This is a genomic window from Hydrogenophaga sp., from assembly GCF_025699295.1.
In the GTDB taxonomy this organism is placed as follows: domain Bacteria; phylum Pseudomonadota; class Gammaproteobacteria; order Burkholderiales; family Burkholderiaceae_C; genus Hydrogenophaga.
This window is the reverse complement of sequence record NZ_JAILWB010000002.1, coordinates 89,774-107,263: the sequence shown is the minus strand read 5'-3', so window position 1 is coordinate 107,263 and position 17,490 is coordinate 89,774. Positions and strand designations below refer to the sequence as shown.

Below are 17,490 nucleotides of genomic sequence, written 5' to 3'. Positions count from 1 at the left end.
ATGGACGACGAGCAGCATGACATTGTCGGGTTCCTGCGGCTGCACGCGCCGTTTCGGGACCTCGACGAAGACACGCTCTCGCGCATCGGCGGCACCATCGACGTGCGCTACTGCAAGGCGGGCACACGCATCGTCGAATTCGGTGAGGAGGCGCAGTTCTGGCACATTGTGCGCAGCGGCGTGGTCGAGGTCTATCGGCGTGACGGCACGCTCTACAACCGCCTGACCGAGGGCGGCTACTTCGGCGAGTTCGGCCTGCTGCATCGCAAGAAGGTGCGCTTCCCCGCAGTGGCGCAGGAAGACACACTGCTCTACCTGCTGCCCGAACCGGTGTTCACCGAGTTGTTCGAAGGCAACGAAGCCTTCGCCGATCAGGTGGAGATCGAGGACCGCACGCGGCTGCAGAAGGCGGTCTCGCGCCAGCAGGCCGGCAACACCCTGTTGTCGGCCACGGTCGGTAGCCTGGTCGAGCGCGCGCCGGTGACCCTGTCGCCGCAGGCCAGCGCGCAGGAGGCTGCCCAGCGCATGACCGAGGCCGGCGTGTCCTCGCTGTTGCTGGTGGAGGAAGGCGTTTCGGCCTCCGATGAGGGCACCGCGGCCCGGATGGCCGGCATCCTGACCGATCGCGACCTGCGCAGCCGATTGCTGGCGCGGGGCCTGCCGCTGAGCACACCGGTGGTGGATATTGCGAGCACCGACGTGATCGCCATCGAATACAACCGGCTGGTGTTCGAGGCCATGGCGTTGATGCTGCGCCACAAGGTGCACCATTTGCCCGTGACCCGAGGGAGCCGGCTCGTGGGGGTGGTTGCCCTGGCCGACATCATCCGCTTCGAGTCCGGCAACAGTCTGTTTGTGGTCGGCCGCATCGGCCGCGCGCAGAGCGTGGACGAACTGGAGGCCCTGGTGCCCGAGGTACGGACCAGCTTTCTGCGCATGCTGGGTGAACATGCCAGCGCCCGCGTGGTCGGCAGTGCCATGTCCGCCATCGGGCGGGCGTTCAAGCAGCGCCTGCTGGAACTGGCCGAACAGTCACTGGGGCCGCCGCCCCTGCCCTACTGCTTTCTGGCGCTGGGCTCCATGGCCCGGCAGGAGCAGGGCGTGGTCACCGACCAGGACAACGCCCTGGTACTGGACAACCGCTTCGACCCCGCCCGCCACGACACCTACTTTGAAAGCCTGGCCCGCTTCGTCACCGAAGGCCTGGCGCGCTGCGGCTACCCGCTGTGCACCGGCGACGTGATGGCCACCAATCCACGCTGGCGCCAGCCGCTGCGCGTCTGGCAGGCGTACTTCAAGGACTGGATCGAAAAACCCAGCGCCGAAGGCCTGCTCAACAGCAGCATCTTCTTCGACCTCGATGGCGTGCACGGCCGTACCGAGTGGGCCGACAGCCTGCGGCGTGACGTGGCGCGCCTGGCGCGCCAGCACCCGCGCTTTCTGGCCAGCATGGCACGCAATGCCTTGTTGCGCACGCCCCCGCTGGGCTTCTTCAAGGGTTTCGTGCTGGAGACCGATGGTCGCCACAGCGCGGGCATCAACCTCAAGCGCAGAGGCACCGCGCCGCTGACCGACCTGATTCGGGTGCATGCGCTGTCCGTGGGTTCCGAAGCCATCAATTCGTTCGACCGGCTGGACGAGGTCATCCGCGCCAACGTGTTGTCACCAGGACGGGGGCCCGACCTGCACGATGCCTTGGAGTTTCTCTCCTTCGTGCGCTTTCGCACCCAGGCCGAGGACCTGAAGAACGATCAGGAGCCCGGCAACACCGTGTCGCCGGAGCGACTGTCGGAGTTCGAGCGCAAGAGTCTGCGCGATGCCTTCCTGGTGCTGGACCAGGCGCAGGACTATCTGAAGTTCCGGCACCAATCGGCACGCTGAGGGCCATGCTGCACGCCGACATGTTGCGCGACCTCAAGCCCGCAGAGGCACGCGGCGATGTGGCGGACTGGCCGGCCCGGTTTGCGGCGCTGCACCAGGCGGCTCGCGACCCCCGCCTGCAGGCCTTCTATGCCGCTGGCGCAGTCGCCGGCGACACACCGCTTCGGGACGTTCCGCTGCTGGCACTGGACGTGGAGACTACGGGGTTGAATCCGGCCACCGACGGCATCGTGAGCGTGGGCCTGGTGCCCATGACGCTGGAGCGCATCCGGGCCAGCCAGGGCCGACACTGGTTGCTCAAGCCTCGCGTGCCGCTGGCCGACGAGGCGATCACCCTTCACGGCATCACCCACCAGCAGCTGCGCCAGGCGCCGGATCTGGACGACGTGCTGGCGGAGTTGCTGTCCATCATGGCAGGCCAGGTGATGGTGGTCCACTGCCGGGACATCGAACGCCAGTTTCTCGACCAGGGCCTGCGCCGGCGCATTGGCGAGGGCATCGAGTTTCCGGTCATCGACACCATGGCGCTGGAGGCCCGCCTGCACCGCCGTGAGCCGCCGTCCCTGTGGCAGCGCCTGTGGCGGCCAGCTCCCCCACCCGTGTCCATCCGGCTCGCGGCCAGCCGGGCACGCTATGGTCTGCCCCGCTACCGCCTGCACCATGCCCTCTCGGACTCGTTGGCCTCGGCCGAACTGCTGCAGGCCCAGGTAGCGCACCGGTTCAGCCCGCAGACCGCGCTGCGCGAGCTGTGGCACTGAGCGGGTCAGCCGGAGGGCCCGCTGATCAGGCCACCACTTCACGCATCCGATTCAGGTCGCGTCGATAGCGGGAGGCCAGGCTGGCCTTCTGCCGGTCACTGAGAATCTTTCCCGACAGCTGGAAGAACTTGCGCTCTTCTTCCCGCAGGTGATGGTGCACCTCGTGGGAGAGCTTTCTGGCGTGCTCCAGCCATGCCTCGGGCTGATCGCGCACGGCATCCATTGCCTCCACGCATTCATCGATCTCATGGTGTTCGGCCAGTGCGTGGCGGGACGACTTCAAGCCCATGTCGTCGAACAGGATCTGCGCGTACAGGTACCGCTCCTCGGCCGCCGCGTGGGCCGCGAGTTCGATGCGCAGCGCATTGAAGGTCTCTTGCGCGCGTGAGTCGTCCGGCTTGAGGCGCAGCAAGCGCCGGCACAATGTGCGCTGGGTCCTGTGGCTCTCCCTGAGGGCTTCGTAGATGTTGTCCATGCGGATCTCCTGTTGCCGTATCAAAAGTACCGGACCACGTTACCGGAACGCTTTTGTCGCGGCTGTAGGACGCCGCCGCGAGGTCCGGCCATGCGCCCGCACAAGCCTCAAAGAAAAAGCCACCCGGAGGTGGCTTTTTCGATCAGACCGGGGCGCGGGATCAGCGGATCACGGCCAGGGTGGTGCGAACGCCGCCCTTGTAGGTCATCAGCGTCAGGGCCCCGTTCTTGATGTCGCCCTTTTCATCGAAGGCGATGTTGCCGGTCACGCCCTTGTAGTTGGTGGCCTTGAGTGCGGGCAGGTAGACCTTCGGGTCGGCCGAGCCGGCGGTGACCATGGCGTTGGCCATGACCTTGACGGCGTCATAGACGTAGGGGGCATACACCTGCACGTCGGCACCGAACTTGGCCTTGAAGTCGGCGCGGAACTTGTCCATGCCTTCCTTCTGCTCGCCTTCCACGCCACCGGCTTCCGCGCAGTAGACCATGTCGTCGGCCATGCCGTCGGCGGCCAGCTTGGGCAGCTCGCTGGAGCAGATGCCGTCGCCACCCATGAACTTGGCGTTGATGCCGAGCTGCTTCATCTGCTTGAGCATCGGGCCGGCCACGGCGTCCATGCCGCCAAAGAACACCACGTCGGGCTTCTTGGCCTTCAAGGTGGTCAGGATGGCGTTGAAGTCGGTCGCCTTGTCGTTGGTGAACTCACGGCCCACCACGGTACCGCCAGCGGCGGTCACGCCCTTTTCGAACTCGTCGGCCACGCCCTGACCATAGGCCGTGCGGTCATCGATCACGGCCACGTTCTTGGCCTTGAGGGTTTCCACGGCGTACTTGCCGAGCGTGCCGCCCAGGTGCACGTCGTCAGCCACCATCCGGAACACGCCTTCGTAGCCCTGGCGGGTGTACTTGGGGTTGGTCGCGGAGGGCGAGATCTGGGGAATGCCGGCGTCGTTGTAGATCTGCGAAGCCGGGATGGTCGTGCCCGAGTTCAGGTGACCGATCACGCCAGCGACCTTGGCGTCGACCAGCTTGGTGGCGGCGGCCGTGCCCTGCTTGGGATCGGCGGCGTCGTCTTCAGCCAGCAGTTCAAACGTGACAGGTGCACCGCCCATGGTCAATCCAGCGGCGTTGAGTTCTTCGATCGCCATCTTGGCACCGTTCTCATTGTCCTTGCCGAGGTGGGCGATGGCGCCGCTGGTGGGACCAACGTGACCGATCTTGACGACCTGGGCTGCGGGCGCAGGAGCGGCAGCAGGAGCGGCAGCCGGGGCTGCTTCTTCTTTTTTGCCACAAGCGGCAAGAGCGACAGCCGCCGCGATGACGGCCAGTTTGATGTTCAGTTGCATGGTTTTCCTCGGAAAGGATGGAAGTTGGAATGCGGAGGGAACTTTTTTTTCTCCACGCCCATAAAGATACTCCAAAAAACCGGCGGAAATCACGCAACGCGGCGTCCTGTCGGCTGTTCGAGGGTTTTCCCAAAGCCCATCACCCGTCTGAATGGCGCATAAGCGCCCCGCATGCGGCCCTGGACATTCAATCCAGGGGTGAGAGTTGCAGGTCGTGCCGTTGTGGTTCGATGCCCAACACCTTGTAACGCTTCCAGCGTTCGCGGGCCTGGTGGCGGTCGGCCTCGTCGGCAGTGACGATTTCGATCACCCGTTGGAAGCGCTCGTGGTCGGGCGGCATCTGTGCGCGCAGATTCACCAGCACCGAGGCCCCATGGGTCTCGCTCGACTCACACACGATATGAATCGGCGAACGGGCCTGTACCTGGGCCGGATCGCCCGGACCACTGTGCGGTACGAAATCACCGGCTACACGGGTCCAGAGTGCGGCATCCAGCGCCGCGCGCTCGCTCTCTTCAGCCAGCACCAGTACGCGCGCGCCTTTCAGGTAGGCCTTGCGCAACAACCGGCAGGCGTAGCTCACCCGATCCGGCGCATTGAAATGAAAGGCGACTTCGGTCATGGTGGCACGTGCAGGAACCTCCTTGCAGGTCTGTCAGCCCCTGGCGGTCTTGCGGGGCTTCTTCGCGCCCGCGGCTGCTGGCCGGGCCTTGCCTGCCGCAGCCTGGTCGAGCAAGTACTGCAGCAGCAGGGGTACGGGTCGGCCGGTGGAGCCCTTCGCCGCGCCACTCTTCCATGCAGTGCCGGCAATGTCCAGGTGGGCCCAGGGCAACTCGGCGGTGAACTTCTGCAGGAACTTGGCTGCGGTGATGGCACCACCTGCACGGCCCGCTACATTGCCCATGTCGGCGAAGCTGGATTTGAGGCCTTCGGCGTATTCGTCGTCCAGCGGCATGCGCCAGCACGGGTCCTGCGCGGCTTCCCCTGCCTTGTAGAGCGCCTGTGCCAGATCGTCGCGCGTGGAGAACAGACCTGAACGAACGCCACCCAGGGCGATGACGCAGGCTCCGGTGAGGGTCGCGATGTCGATCACGCTGTGCGGTTTGAAGCGCGCGGCATAGGTCAGCGCATCGCAAAGGATGAGACGACCCTCGGCGTCGGTGTTGAGGATTTCGATGGTCTGACCGCTCATGCTGGTGACCACGTCCCCCGGCTTCACCGCCAGACCATCGGGCATGTTTTCGCAGCTCGGGATCAGGCCCACCACGTTGATGGCGGGTTGCAACTCCGCCAGGGCGGCAAACGTGCCGAGCACGCTCGCGGCACCTCCCATGTCGAACTTCATCTCGTCCATTTCGGGCGCTGGCTTGAGGGAGATGCCTCCGGTATCGAACGTGATGCCCTTGCCCACGAGCACCACGGGTGCACTGCCCTTGGCGCCGCCACTGTATTGCATGACGATGAAGCGCAAGGGCTCGGCCGAACCCCTGGCCACTGCCAGGAAGGATCCCATGCCCAGCGCCTCGACCTGTTTCGGGCCGAGCACCTCGGTCTTGATGTTGCGCTGGCGCCCGAGCTTGCGCGCCGCGTCAGCCAGCATGGCGGGGGTGGCGTGATTGGCGGGGCGGTTGGCCCATTCCTTGGCGAATTCGACCCCCGTGACGAGCGCGCGTCCAGCGTCGAAACCGGCGCGCACCGCGCTCGCCTGACCCACGCCCACCACGACCTGCTGCAAGATGCGCGCCTTTGCCGAAGGCTTGGTGGTGGTGTAGACATAGGAAGCCTCTGCGCAAGCCTGCACCGCCGCGCGTACCGCATCCGCGCCGGCCCCGAACAGGCTGAGCACCAGGCCGAGCTTCTTCACGCCGGGTTGCTTGAGCGAGGCCACGCCCGCCAGGACGGCCTTGCGCACCGAGGCTGCCGAGCCATCACCTGCGCGCACCAGTTGTACCCGGGCACTCTTGAACCCCACTGGCCGGTAGCAGGACAGCTGCTTGCCCACGCCGCTGTCCAGATCCCCTTGCCTGATGACACTGGCCACAAGTTCCGGCAATGCACCGGTGGCGCGCTTGTCCGGCGATGCATCGGGTACCAGCACCAGCAGGGCATCACAGACCTGGGAGGCCGCCTGAATGGGCGAAAGGGATTTGAGTTCGAAGTCCATAATCGTGTTTTCCTGTTCTCGATCGATGTTATTCCATTCTTCCATCCGCAAAGAGCTGGCGCGCAGCTTCGGGGCCACCCTGGTGGTGCTGTTCACCATCGTGCTGACCATGCTGCTGATCCGCACGCTGGGCCTGGCCTCGCGTGGCAGTGTGAACCCCGAGGAGATCGCGCTGGTGCTGGGCTACACGGTGATCGGCCGCATGCCGACCATCCTCACGCTGGCGCTGTTCATCGCCATCGTGTTCACGCTCTCGCGCATGTACCGCGACAGCGAAATGATCATCTGGTTCGCCAGCGGACGCTCGCTCGGGGGCTTTCTCGGGCCTGTGCTGCGTTTCTCGTGGCCCATTCTGCTGGTGATTGCGCTCATGGTGTTTTTCGTCTGGCCGTGGGCGAACCAGCAGACCGACAACCTGCGTGACCGGTTCGAACGCCGGGGCGACCTCGAGCGCATCGAGCCCGGGCAGTTCCAGGAGTCGTCAAGCGGGCGGCGCGTGTTCTTCATCGACAAGGACACCGCTGACGGTACGGAGGGGCGCAACATCTTCATCTCCAGCACCGAAAAGGATGGCAGCGAAACCGTGACGTCGGCGCGCTCCGGGCGCATCGAATGGTTGGGGGAGCGCCAGTTCCTGATGCTCAGCAACGGGCAGCGGCTGGAGTCCGAGCCCGGTCAGAGCGCCCTCAAGGTGAGCGAGTTCGAGGAATACGGTACGCAGATCGGGGCGTCCACCATCCGGGAGCGCGGTGAAGCACTCAAGGCCCGCAGCAGCTGGGACCTCATCGCCAACCCCATCAGCGCCAACCTGGGTGAACTCGGCTGGCGCATCGGCCTGGCGATCACCGCCCTCAACTTCGTGCTGATCGCCGTGGCCACGACCACTGGCAACCCACGCGCTGGCCGTGGCGGCAACCTGTTCTTCACCCTGTTCGCCTTCGTGTTCTATTACAACCTGCTCAATCTGGGCCAGAGCTGGGTGGCCAGCGGTCAGGTCAGCCTTGCCAGCTACATGCTGGCTCTGCACGGCGGGGTACTTGCCATCACGGCCTTCTGGATGTTCATGCGCCACCAGAATCTGAGCGTGCGCGGCTGGATCAGAGCGCGGCGTGCCCGGCGCGCCGAGACGCTGGAGAGGGCCACAGCATGAGGACCATTCGCCGCCTGATCTACGGCGAGGTTTTTGCGGCCGTGTTTTTCGTGCTACTGGCCTTTCTGTCGCTGTTCTTCTTCTTCGATTTCGTCGACGAGCTGCCCGCGCTGGGCAAGCCCTCGGCGCTCGATCCGGCGCTGTTCTACGAAGTGCCGCATGCGCTGTTGTACGTGGGGCTGCTCATGCCCAGCCGCATCTATGAGTTGTTGCCGATCGCGGTGCTGATCGGCTCGGTCTTCGTGCTGGCACGCCTGGCGCAGGGCTCCGAGTACACCATCCTGCGCACCAGCGGCCTGGGGCCGTGGCGCGCGCTGCGCACGCTGTTGGGTCTGGGCGTGGTGTTCGTGGTGCTCACCTTCGCCATCGGCGACTACCTCGCGCCACTGTCGGACAAGAATGCGCAACTGCTCAAGGCGCGCTACCAGGGCAACATCAGCCTGGGTCAGACCGGTGCCTGGCTCAAGGAGAAGCAGCCGTACAGCAATTTCTCGGTCAATGTCGGCTCCATGTCGCCGCAGGGGGAACTGGACAACGTGCGCATCTTCGAATTCAACAACCAGGGTTTTCTGGTCTCGACGGTGCATGCCCGCACCGGGCAGATCGAAGCCGACGATTCCTGGACGCTGCGCCAGGTGCAGCGCCGCGAGTTCGACACGGCAGGACAGTCGTCCGCGCGCGTTCAGCGCGGGGACCTGGAGAGCTACCGGTGGCCCAGCGGCATCAACGCCGAGATGGTGTCGGTGGCACTGCTCAAACCCGAACGCATGCGCACCGCCGACCTGTTCGGCTACATCCGCCACCTGCAGGCCAACGGTCAGACCGCGCAGCGCTACGAGATCGAGTTCTGGCGCAAGGTGTTCTATCCGCTCTCCTGCCTGGTGATGGTGGTGCTGGCGCTTCCTTTTGCCTACCTGCATTTCCGCTCGGGCAGCATCACCGCCTATGTGTTCGGTGGGGTGATGATCGGCATCAGCTTCTTTCTGCTCAACAACGTGTTCGGCTACATCGGCAACCTCAACCAGTGGCAGCCTTGGCTGGCAGCGGCTTCGCCGGCGCTGATCTATTCGGTATTCTCACTCGGCGCTTTCGGGTGGCTGGTGCTTCGGAGGTAGCGGCAATGCGCGGAGTCATCGTCCTGGCCCATGGGTCGCGCGATCCGCTGTGGTGCCAACCGGTTGAGGCGGTGGCGCGACAGATCGCCCTCACTGACTCGTCCGTTGTGGTGTCGTGCGCCTACCTGGAGCTTTGCGAGCCCAGTCTGGCCACAGCCGCGCGCCAGCTGGTGGCGCAGGACGTGCGCCGGGTCCGCGTGCTCCCGCTGTTCTTCGGCATGGGCAAGCACGCGCGCGAGGACCTGCCCGTGCTCATGGCCGAGCTGGCACGGGCGCATCCGGGCACGGTGTTCGAACTGCTGCCCACTGCGGGCGAAGACCCACGACTGACCGCCCTGCTTGCACAAATCGCACTGGAGACCTCCGCATGAACCTGCACCAGTTCCGCTTCGTGCAGGAGGCGGTGCGCCGCAACCTGAACCTCACCGAGGCCGCCAAGGCCCTGCACACCTCGCAGCCCGGTGTGTCCAAGGCCATCATCGAGCTGGAGGACGAGCTCGGCATCGAGATCTTCGCGCGCCACGGCAAGCGCATCAAGCGCGTCACCGAACCCGGCCAGCAGGTGCTCAAGAGCATCGACATCATCCTGCGCGAGGTCAACAACCTCAAACGCATCGGTGAGCAGTACTCGGCCCAGGACAGCGGCACGCTCTCGATTGCCACCACCCACACGCAGGCGCGCTATGTGCTGCCGGGACCGGTGGCCGCCCTGCGCCAGGCCTACCCCAAGGTGGGCATCAGCCTGCACCAGGGTTCACCCGATCAGGTCGCGCGCATGTTGATGGAAGAAATGGCGGAGATCGGAATGGCAACCGAGTCGCTGGCGAATTACCCCGAACTGGTCACCCTGCCCTGCTACGAATGGCAACACGTGCTGGTTCTGCCGTTCGACCACCCCTTGCTCGAACGCGAGAGCATCACGCTCGAAGACCTGGCGCAGCAGCCGCTGATCACCTACCACCCGAGCTTCACCGGCCGCACGCGCATCGACCAGGCCTTTGCGCTGCGCCACCTCAAGCCCAACATCGTGCTCGAGGCGATCGACTCGGACGTGATCAAGACCTACGTCAAGCTCGGCATGGGCGTGGGCATCGTGGCCGAGATGGCGATGCACGGCGAGAACCTGACGCCCGACCTGGTGGCGCGTCCCGCGGGTCAGCTGTTCGGCCACAATCTCGCGCGCGTGGCCTTCAAGCGCGGCACCTACCTGCGCCACTTCGTACTGCGCTTTGCCGAGTTGTTGAGTGAGCGCCTCACACGCGACCAGATCATGCGCGCCATGAGTGGCACCCCCGACGACTATGAGTTGTAACCCCATGATCCTGAATCCCGCCCGCACACCGGTCCCCCCGTCGCGCCTGCCCAGCGTGGGCACCACCATCTTCACCGTCATGTCGGCGCTGGCCGCCGAACACAAGGCGGTCAATCTGGGTCAGGGGTTTCCGGACTTCGACTGCGACCCGGCTCTGGTGGATGCGGTGAGCGCGGCCATGAAGGCGGGCCACAACCAGTACCCACCCATGCCGGGTGTGTCCGCGCTGCGACAGGCCGTAGCAGCCAAGATGCAGGCGTTGTATGGCCTGACCTGCGATCCGAACTCCGATATCACCGTGACCGCAGGTGCCACGCAGGCCATTCTCACCGCGATCCTGGCCGTGGTTCAGCCGGGTGACGAGGTGATCGTGCTCGAGCCCTGCTACGACAGCTACGTGCCCAACATCGAGCTCGCCGGCGGTGTGGCCGTGCGCGTGCCGCTCACGCCCGGCAGCTTCCGGCCCGACTTCGACCGCATCGCCACCGCCATCACGCCGCGCACGCGCGCCCTGCTCATCAACAGCCCGCACAACCCCAGTGGCACAGTCTGGAACGAGGCCGACATGCTGCGCCTGCAGGAGCTGCTGGCGCCCACCGACGTGCTGCTGATCAGCGACGAGGTGTACGAGCACATGGTGTTCGACGGCCATGCGCACCAGAGCGTTGCGCGTTTCCCTGGCCTGGCCGCGCGCGCCTTCATCGTCAGCAGCTTCGGCAAGACCTACCACGTGACCGGCTGGAAGGTGGGCACGGTGGTGGCACCGGCGCCGCTGACGGCCGAGTTCCGCAAGGTGCACCAGTTCAACGTGTTCACGGTGAACACGCCGATGCAGCACGCGCTGGCGGCCTATATGGCCAGCTCAGCGCCCTACCTGGAACTGCCGGCTTTCTATCAGCGCAAGCGCGATCTTTTCCGCGACGGCCTGGCCGCCACGCGCTTTCGCCTGCTGCCCGGGGAAGGCACCTACTTCCAGTGTGTGGACATCTCGAACCTGGCGGTGCCCGAGCGCGACCTGCCCGAGGCCGACTTCTGCCAGTGGCTCACCAAGGAGATCGGCGTCGCGGCCATTCCGCTCTCGGCCTTCTACGGCAATGGCTTCGACCAGCGCGTGGTGCGCTTCTGCTTCGCGAAGCAGGACGGCACCCTGAGCGAAGCGCTCAAGCGGCTCGCGCGGCTGTAAGCGGTAAAGATCCGGCGCAGGGCTTTTCCCGGGAGCCGTGCCCTCACAACGGTATGGCGCGGGGGCTAACACCTCACGGGGTTGCGGCAGTAGCGGGCCAGCTCGCGTACCGTTGCCGGACCGGCCACCGCCCGCTTCGCGCCGGGGCCCACCTCCAGGCTGAGTTTCATTTCGTATTTCTGGAAGAAGTCGTCAAACAGCTCCCCCCCCAGGGTGCCCGTGGCGGTGAGCGTGTCGGTCTTCGCATCGTGTTCGAGCAACACCGCGCACAGCGGCTGCTCGGCCGGCCCCCCCAGCACCTGGGCGCCGCGCGCCGGGTCGTACTGGCTGTGGTCGGCACAACAATGGATCAGGTCATCGCCCTTGTCCGGCGTCTGGGGGTTCAGCGCGCCCCCCTTGCGAAAACTGATGAAACTCAGTTCCCGCGTGGGGTACACCAGCTTGTGTGCGCAGATGGCGGAAAACGCCACCAGGCTGCGCCCGGGCCCCACTCCCCCCGGCCACTGGTAGCGCAGCTTGTCGCGCGTGAGCAGTTGCGTGGCCAGGGCCGGCTTGCCCAGCTCGAGCAGGAACACCGGTGTGGCTTCGAAGGGGTAGTGAAACACGTAGTTGGTCTGCGGCCTGAGGCTTGCGGCCTTGAGCGGTTGGCCCAACTCGTCGAGCAGGGGCACGCGCGCATAGGCGCGCGGCCGGGCGTCCGCGGCCCAGGCCTGCACCGCCTGTATCGCAGCGAGCGAGCCGACGCCGCCCAGAGCACAGGCTTCCACAAATTCACGTCGGTCCATGGTGAGCGTCCCGTGATGAATCGACGGCCGGATGCGGCCGACTCCATGCAGTGAAACGCAGGAGTTCGGGCGCTGTCAACCAGTGTCGCAATACACCTGCGCCGCGGTGGGTCTGCGAAAAGGACAGGGACCCACCACCGCTTTCAGCGTGAAGCGGGTCACGCCCGGCGCGCCGGCATGGACACCGATGACCAATATCACGCTCGCCGCGCATCCAGCACCACGATACTCGCGTACCCCATACAGGCCGGGCGCCATCGCACCGGCCACCGCCCGGAGATCCCGACATGCAGAGCACGAACACCGCTACCCGTTCCAGAGGCCCGAGCCGCAGGGCGCTGCGGTATCAGACCTGCGCACTGCTGGTTGCTGCGGGCCTGGCCTGGGGCATGACCGGACGTGCCCACGCCGCTGCCAGCCATGCCGTGGTGGAAGCCGTGCAACTGCCCGCCTGGGTTGAGCGAAACGGCCAGCGCCGCGCCGCCGAACCCGGCGCGCAGCTGCGCGCCCAGGACAAGGCAGTCACCGCTGACGGATCCCGCATGCTGCTGCGCATGGACGACAGAAGCGTGATCAAGCTCGGCGAACAGACCGAATTCCTGATCCAGTCGATCGACACCCGCCGCGAGAGCACCAACGCATCGAGCGAACAGCGCAGCGCCTTCAAGCTGATCACCGGCGTGTTCCGTTATGCCACCGACTACACCAGCAAGGCGCTGGGCAACAGGCGCGAGTTGAACCTGGAATTGGCCACCGCCACCGTGGGTATCCGCGGCACCGACTTCTGGGCCATGACCGACGCCGCGCACGACGCGGTCTGCGTGTTCGAAGGCAAGGTCGCCGTGGAGCGCGCAGCACATCCGCAGATCAGCCTGGACAAGCCCGGCGCCTTCTGGGTCGTGTTCACCGGTCAGCCCGAGAAGCCTGCTGGTCAGGCCACCCCCGATCAACTGGCCAAGTTCATCGGCCAGGCGGAAATGCAACCCGGCAGCGGCATCGTGCTCCAGGGTGGGCGCTGGCGTACGGTGGCGGCCACGCTGTCCAGTGTGGTCGAGGCTGCCGGCCTGCGAACGCGTCTGCAGGCAGCCGGGTACCCGGCTGACATGGTGGCCAGGGATGGCCGCCATGAAGTGCGCATCAACCAGCTCGCCACGCGCGAGGATGCAGAGGCCGTGCTCAGGCGCCTGCAGTCCAATTCCGCGCTGGGGGTGACCGCCGGCCGCGTGGCGCTGGCCAGCCGCTGAGGAGCCGGGCCGCCTGCGCGCTCAGGTGTTGACCTGGGTCCAGGCCTTGTGGCTCCGGCATCACATGCCCTTCGGGCAAATGTGAGCCTCGCCGAAAGTGCTGGGTCAACTGCTCAGTTGCACCCAGCACTTTTCCAGCCGCTTGAGACTCACCGGTTGGGGCGTGCGCAGTTCCTGCGCGAAGAAGCTGACCCGCAACTCCTCCAGCAGCCAGCGCAACTCCTGCAGGCGCGCGTCCTGCACACCCTTGCGCTCGGCCACCAGGCGCCAGAAGCGCTGCTCCTGCGGACGAAGCTCGGCCAGCCGGGCGGCGTCGCGCGCGGGGTCGGTGCGCAGCTTGTCCAGCCGCAACTGAACCGCCTTGAGGTAGCGCGGAAGGTGCTGCAATTGAGCGTACGGTGTCTGCAAGAGGAAGCGCCTGGGCACCAGACGCTGCAGCTGTTGCACGATGTCGCTCGCCACGTCAGCTGGCGGCTTTCCATCCTTGAGCTTGCGCGCGGCGGCGGCGTACTCGGCAAGCACGGTGCCGGCGATGCGCGCGATCTCATTGGCGATCAGTGTGAGGCGCCCTCTTCCCTCGTCCACCCGGCGCTTGAAGGCCGCCTCGTCGGTGGGCAGCGGGTCGCCGAGGAAGGCGCGGTCCAGAGCCAGTTCGAGAATCTGCGCGCGCAGCTCCTCCAGCGTGCCACCCCCTCCCGCTTCCTTGCCAACCTGCATGTAGGCCACGCCCATGGCCTGCAGGCCGGGCAGGTTTTTCTCCAGGTACTTCAGCGCGTCGCGGATCTGCAGCGCACACAGGCGGCGCAAGCCTTCGCGATGGCGCCCCTGCGCCACCGCGGGTTCATCGAACACCTCGATGCGCACCGCGTCGCCGTCGTCCACCAGCGCGGGGAAACCGATCAGCGTCTGCCGCCCCTGCTGGATCTCCATCAGCTCGGGCAACTCGCCGAAATCCCAGCTGGTATGGCGTTGCGCGGCGCTGGTCCGCGCTGCCGGCGATGTCTTCACTCCCACGCCCTCCGGAAGAGGGTTGGGGTGATGGCCTTTCGCCCGCACCGCTCCCTCACCTTGCCCGCTCCCGGAGGGAGCGGGTGAAGAAGACAGCTTCAGCTGCGCCAGCGCCTGGAACGCCCCCCGCGCCTGCGCGCCGAGCTCGGCCTTGAGCGCCGCGAGGTTGCGGCCCTGGCCCAGTTGACGACCGTGCTCGTCCACCACGCGCAAGTGCATGAAGTGGTGCGGGCTGAGCATGTCGATCTTGATGTCGTTGCGCTGGATGTCGAGCTGCGTGGCCTGCCGCACGAGCTTGAGCAGCGCGTCCATCAGGTTGCCGGAACCGAACACGGCGGGTTCGCACAGCGCCTGCGCGAAACGTTCTGCCGTGGCGGGCAGCGGCACCAGGCGCGAGCGCGGCCGCTGGTGCAGCGTCTTGAGCAGCGCCAGCAGCTTGTCCTTGAGCATGCCGGGTACCAGCCAGTCGCAGCGGTCTTCGCTGGCCTGGTTGAGCGCGAAGATCGGCAGCGCGACCGACAGGCCGTCGCGCGGGTCGCCCGGCTCGTGCAGGTAGCTGCACGCGCAGTCCACACCGCCCAGGCGCAGGGTTTTCGGGAAGGTCTGCGTGGTGATGCCTGCGGCCTCGTGGCGCATCAGCTCTTCGCGCGTGAGCAGCAGCAGCTTGGGGTTGTCGCGGGAGGCGTCCTTGTACCAGCGTTCCATCGCCGCGCCGTTACAGATGTGCGCCGGCAGTTGCTGGTCGTAGAAGGCGTAGATCAGCTCGTCGTCGACCAGCACGTCCTGGCGGCGCGACTTGTGTTCCAGCTCGGCCACCTGGCGCACCAGCTTCTGGTTGGCCGCCAGGAACGGCAGGCGCGTGTCCCATTCGCCGGCCACCAGCGCTTCGCGGATGAAGATCGCGCGGGCACCCGCCGGATCCACGCGGCCGTAGTCGGTACGCCGGTTGTTGTAGACCACCAGGCCGTAGAGCGTGGCGCGCTCCAGCGCCGTCACCTGTGCGGCCTTCTTCTCCCAGTGCGGGTCGAGCAGCTGCTTCTTGATCAGATGCCCACCGACCTGCTCCAGCCAGAGCGGTTCGATGCCGGCGATGCCGCGCCCGAACAGACGGGTGGTTTCCACCAGCTCGGCGCAGACGATCCAGCGTCCGGGCTTCTTGCTCAGGTTGGCACCAGGGTGGCGGTAGAACTTGATGCCGCGCGCACCCAGGTACCAGTCTTCCGTTTCACTCTTCTGGCCCACGTTGCCCAGCAGGCCGGCGAGCATGGCCAGGTGCAGCTGTTCGTAGCTCGCGGGTTGGGTGTTGATCTGCCACTTGTGCTCCGCCACGACGGTGTGCAGCTGGGTGTGGATGTCGCGCCACTCGCGCACCCGGCGCACGTTGACGAAGTTCTCGCGCAGCAGGTTGTCGTACTGCCGGTGACTGAGTTTGTGGTCCTTGCCATGACCACCCTTGGTATCCTCCAGCCACTTCCACAGCTTGAGCGTGCCGCTGAACTCGCTCTTCTCGTCATCGAACTTCGCATGCGCCTGGTCGGCCTGGGCCTGTTTGTCCAGAGGGCGGTCGCGCACGTCCTGCACGGAAAGCGCCGAGGCGATCACCAGCACCTCGTCGAGCGCGCCGCGCTGCTGCGCTTCCAGGATCATGCGACCCACGCGAGGGTCCAGCGGCAGGCGTGAGAGCGTCTGGCCAATCGGCGTGAGTTCGTTGTTCTCATCCACCGCGTTCAGCTCGGCCAGCAACTGGTAGCCGTCGACAATGGCGCGCTTTTGCGGTGCCTCGATGAAGGCGAAATCCTCCACAGCGCCCAGGCGCAGCGCCTTCATGCGAAGGATCACGCCCGCCAGCGAGCTGCGCAGGATCTCGGGGTCGGTGAAACGCGGGCGGGCGTTGAAGCCGGCCTCGTCGTACAGGCGGATGCAGATGCCGTCGGCCACGCGGCCACAGCGCCCGGCGCGCTGGTTGGCCGCAGCCTGGCTGATGGGCTCCACCATGAGCTGTTCCACCTTCTGGCGGAAGCTGTAGCGCTTGACGCGCGCGGTGCCGGCGTCGATCACGAAGCGGATGCCCGGCACAGTGAGCGAAGTCTCGGCCACGTTGGTCGAGAGCACGATGCGCCGGCTGCCGTGTTCCTGGAAGATGCGGTCCTGCTCGGCCTGCGAGAGGCGCGCGAACAGCGGCAGCACCTCGGCGTTGCGCAACGTGGGGATGTGACTGAGGTGCTTGCGCAGGTGGTCGGCGGCCTCGCGAATCTCACGCTCGCCGGGCAGGAAGACCAGGATGTCCCCGCCATGGGGCCCGCGCCAGAGCTCATCGACCGCATCGGTGATGGCGCTGTTCAGGTCGTAGTCACGGCTTTCCTCGAAAGGGCGCCAGCGCACCTCGACCGGGAAGGTGCGGCCCGAGACCATCAACACCGGCGCTGGCCCACGCTTCGAGGCGAAGTACTGCGCAAAACGGTCCGCGTCGATGGTGGCCGAGGTCACCACCACCTTCAGGTCGGGCCGGCGCGGCAGCAGCTGGCGCAGGTACCCGAGCAGGAAGTCGATGTTCAGGCTGCGCTCGTGCGCCTCGTCAATGATGATGGTGTCGTAGGCGCGCAGGTCCGGGTCGGTCTGTGTCTCGGCCAGCAGGATGCCGTCGGTCATGAGCTTGACCGAGGCATCTCGAGACAACCGGTCCTGGAAACGCACCTTGAAGCCCACCACCTCACCCAGCGGTGTCTTGAGCTCCTCGGCAATGCGCTTGGCCACGCTGGAGGCAGCAATGCGCCGCGGCTGGGTGTGGCCGATGAGCTGGCCACGCTGCCCGGGTGGTGCATTGCACTTGCCGCGGCCCATCTGCAGGAGGATCTTGGGCAACTGCGTGGTCTTGCCCGAACCGGTTTCACCACAGACGATGACCACCTGGTGCTCGCGCAGGGCAGCCTCGATCTCGTGGCGGCGGGCCGAGACCGGCAGGGTCTCGGGGAATTCGATGCGAAGCGGTGTGGAAGACAAGGGGGGAACTTCGGTCAAAATCGGGCAGCCGGTCATTATCGGCGCCCGGCCCACCGACTGCCTGTCACCC

The 17,490-nt window shown here is 66.1% G+C and carries 14 protein-coding genes; 8 read left to right on the top strand and 6 right to left on the bottom strand.

What is annotated here, in order from left to right; all coding sequences use genetic code 11:
• The gene (locus K5880_RS02095; protein ID WP_297648094.1) at positions 1-1,881 is read left to right on the top strand and encodes a DUF294 nucleotidyltransferase-like domain-containing protein; all 1,881 of its coding nucleotides are present in this window, start codon (positions 1-3) and stop codon (positions 1,879-1,881) included.
• Positions 1,882-1,886: 5 nt separating this feature from the next.
• Positions 1,887-2,639 carry a 3'-5' exonuclease gene (locus K5880_RS02090; RefSeq protein ID WP_297648092.1) on the top strand — a complete coding sequence of 251 codons (753 nt, stop codon included), beginning with the start codon at positions 1,887-1,889 and terminating at the stop codon, positions 2,637-2,639.
• 25 nt (positions 2,640-2,664) lie between these two features.
• Here K5880_RS02090 and K5880_RS02085 read toward each other — a convergent pair whose 3' ends face one another.
• The 4 genes from K5880_RS02085 to K5880_RS02070 all read right to left on the bottom strand — a co-directional run bounded on the left by K5880_RS02085 (position 2,665) and on the right by K5880_RS02070 (position 6,623).
• Positions 2,665-3,114 (bottom strand): hemerythrin domain-containing protein, encoded by a 450-nt coding sequence (locus tag K5880_RS02085; RefSeq protein ID WP_297648089.1) that lies wholly within the window; start codon positions 3,112-3,114, stop codon positions 2,665-2,667.
• A gap of 160 nt (positions 3,115-3,274) precedes the next feature.
• Positions 3,275-4,459 (bottom strand): branched-chain amino acid ABC transporter substrate-binding protein, encoded by a 1,185-nt coding sequence (locus K5880_RS02080; protein ID WP_297648086.1) that lies wholly within the window; start codon positions 4,457-4,459, stop codon positions 3,275-3,277.
• A gap of 187 nt (positions 4,460-4,646) precedes the next feature.
• On the bottom strand, positions 4,647-5,081 hold the full coding sequence (locus tag K5880_RS02075; protein ID WP_297648084.1) for a DNA polymerase III subunit chi: 435 nt from the start codon (positions 5,079-5,081) through the stop codon (positions 4,647-4,649).
• Between the two features lie 33 nt (positions 5,082-5,114).
• On the bottom strand, positions 5,115-6,623 hold the full coding sequence (locus K5880_RS02070; RefSeq protein ID WP_297648081.1) for a leucyl aminopeptidase: 1,509 nt from the start codon (positions 6,621-6,623) through the stop codon (positions 5,115-5,117).
• Positions 6,624-6,648: 25 nt separating this feature from the next.
• Here K5880_RS02070 and lptF point away from each other — a divergent pair, with 25 nt between their 5' ends.
• From lptF to K5880_RS02045, 5 genes are read left to right on the top strand one after another with little or no spacing between them, the layout of a single operon-like run.
• On the top strand, positions 6,649-7,773 hold the full coding sequence (gene lptF / locus K5880_RS02065) for an LPS export ABC transporter permease LptF (RefSeq protein ID WP_297648078.1): 1,125 nt from the start codon (positions 6,649-6,651) through the stop codon (positions 7,771-7,773).
• Entirely contained in the window at positions 7,770-8,888 is a 1,119-nt protein-coding gene (lptG, locus tag K5880_RS02060) for an LPS export ABC transporter permease LptG (protein ID WP_297648075.1), read from the top strand. The genes lptF and lptG overlap by 4 nt, the downstream gene beginning before the upstream one ends.
• A 5-nt stretch (positions 8,889-8,893) precedes the next feature.
• The gene (locus tag K5880_RS02055; RefSeq protein WP_297648073.1) at positions 8,894-9,259 is read left to right on the top strand and encodes a CbiX/SirB N-terminal domain-containing protein; all 366 of its coding nucleotides are present in this window, start codon (positions 8,894-8,896) and stop codon (positions 9,257-9,259) included.
• Positions 9,256-10,200 carry a CysB family HTH-type transcriptional regulator gene (locus tag K5880_RS02050; protein ID WP_297648070.1) on the top strand — a complete coding sequence of 315 codons (945 nt, stop codon included), beginning with the start codon at positions 9,256-9,258 and terminating at the stop codon, positions 10,198-10,200. Before K5880_RS02055 ends, K5880_RS02050 begins: the two co-directional genes overlap by 4 nt.
• 4 nt (positions 10,201-10,204) lie before the next feature.
• Positions 10,205-11,383: a pyridoxal phosphate-dependent aminotransferase gene (locus K5880_RS02045; protein WP_297648067.1), complete on the top strand. Its 1,179-nt coding sequence runs from the start codon at positions 10,205-10,207 to the stop codon at positions 11,381-11,383.
• Between the two features lie 65 nt (positions 11,384-11,448).
• Here K5880_RS02045 and K5880_RS02040 read toward each other — a convergent pair whose 3' ends face one another.
• On the bottom strand, positions 11,449-12,168 hold the full coding sequence (locus tag K5880_RS02040; RefSeq protein ID WP_297648064.1) for a (2Fe-2S)-binding protein: 720 nt from the start codon (positions 12,166-12,168) through the stop codon (positions 11,449-11,451).
• A 287-nt stretch (positions 12,169-12,455) separates the two neighbouring features.
• Here K5880_RS02040 and K5880_RS02035 point away from each other — a divergent pair, with 287 nt between their 5' ends.
• Positions 12,456-13,412 (top strand): FecR family protein, encoded by a 957-nt coding sequence (locus tag K5880_RS02035; RefSeq protein ID WP_297648061.1) that lies wholly within the window; start codon positions 12,456-12,458, stop codon positions 13,410-13,412.
• A 105-nt stretch (positions 13,413-13,517) separates the two neighbouring features.
• Here K5880_RS02035 and hrpA read toward each other — a convergent pair whose 3' ends face one another.
• Positions 13,518-17,456 (bottom strand): ATP-dependent RNA helicase HrpA, encoded by a 3,939-nt coding sequence (gene hrpA, locus K5880_RS02030; RefSeq protein ID WP_297648058.1) that lies wholly within the window; start codon positions 17,454-17,456, stop codon positions 13,518-13,520.
• Between the last annotated feature and the right edge of the window lie 34 nt (positions 17,457-17,490).

Coding starts and splice junctions, on each gene's coding strand:
- K5880_RS02095 (WP_297648094.1), top strand. CDS start 1: ATGGACGACGAGCAGCATGACATTGTCGGGTTCCTGCGGCTGCACGCG.
- K5880_RS02090 (WP_297648092.1), top strand. CDS start 1,887: ATGCTGCACGCCGACATGTTGCGCGACCTCAAGCCCGCAGAGGCACGC.
- K5880_RS02085 (WP_297648089.1), bottom strand. CDS start 3,114: ATGGACAACATCTACGAAGCCCTCAGGGAGAGCCACAGGACCCAGCGC.
- K5880_RS02080 (WP_297648086.1), bottom strand. CDS start 4,459: ATGCAACTGAACATCAAACTGGCCGTCATCGCGGCGGCTGTCGCTCTT.
- K5880_RS02075 (WP_297648084.1), bottom strand. CDS start 5,081: ATGACCGAAGTCGCCTTTCATTTCAATGCGCCGGATCGGGTGAGCTAC.
- K5880_RS02070 (WP_297648081.1), bottom strand. CDS start 6,623: ATGGACTTCGAACTCAAATCCCTTTCGCCCATTCAGGCGGCCTCCCAG.
- lptF (WP_297648078.1), top strand. CDS start 6,649: ATGTTATTCCATTCTTCCATCCGCAAAGAGCTGGCGCGCAGCTTCGGG.
- lptG (WP_297648075.1), top strand. CDS start 7,770: ATGAGGACCATTCGCCGCCTGATCTACGGCGAGGTTTTTGCGGCCGTG.
- K5880_RS02055 (WP_297648073.1), top strand. CDS start 8,894: ATGCGCGGAGTCATCGTCCTGGCCCATGGGTCGCGCGATCCGCTGTGG.
- K5880_RS02050 (WP_297648070.1), top strand. CDS start 9,256: ATGAACCTGCACCAGTTCCGCTTCGTGCAGGAGGCGGTGCGCCGCAAC.
- K5880_RS02045 (WP_297648067.1), top strand. CDS start 10,205: ATGATCCTGAATCCCGCCCGCACACCGGTCCCCCCGTCGCGCCTGCCC.
- K5880_RS02040 (WP_297648064.1), bottom strand. CDS start 12,168: ATGGACCGACGTGAATTTGTGGAAGCCTGTGCTCTGGGCGGCGTCGGC.
- K5880_RS02035 (WP_297648061.1), top strand. CDS start 12,456: ATGCAGAGCACGAACACCGCTACCCGTTCCAGAGGCCCGAGCCGCAGG.
- hrpA (WP_297648058.1), bottom strand. CDS start 17,456: ATGACCGGCTGCCCGATTTTGACCGAAGTTCCCCCCTTGTCTTCCACA.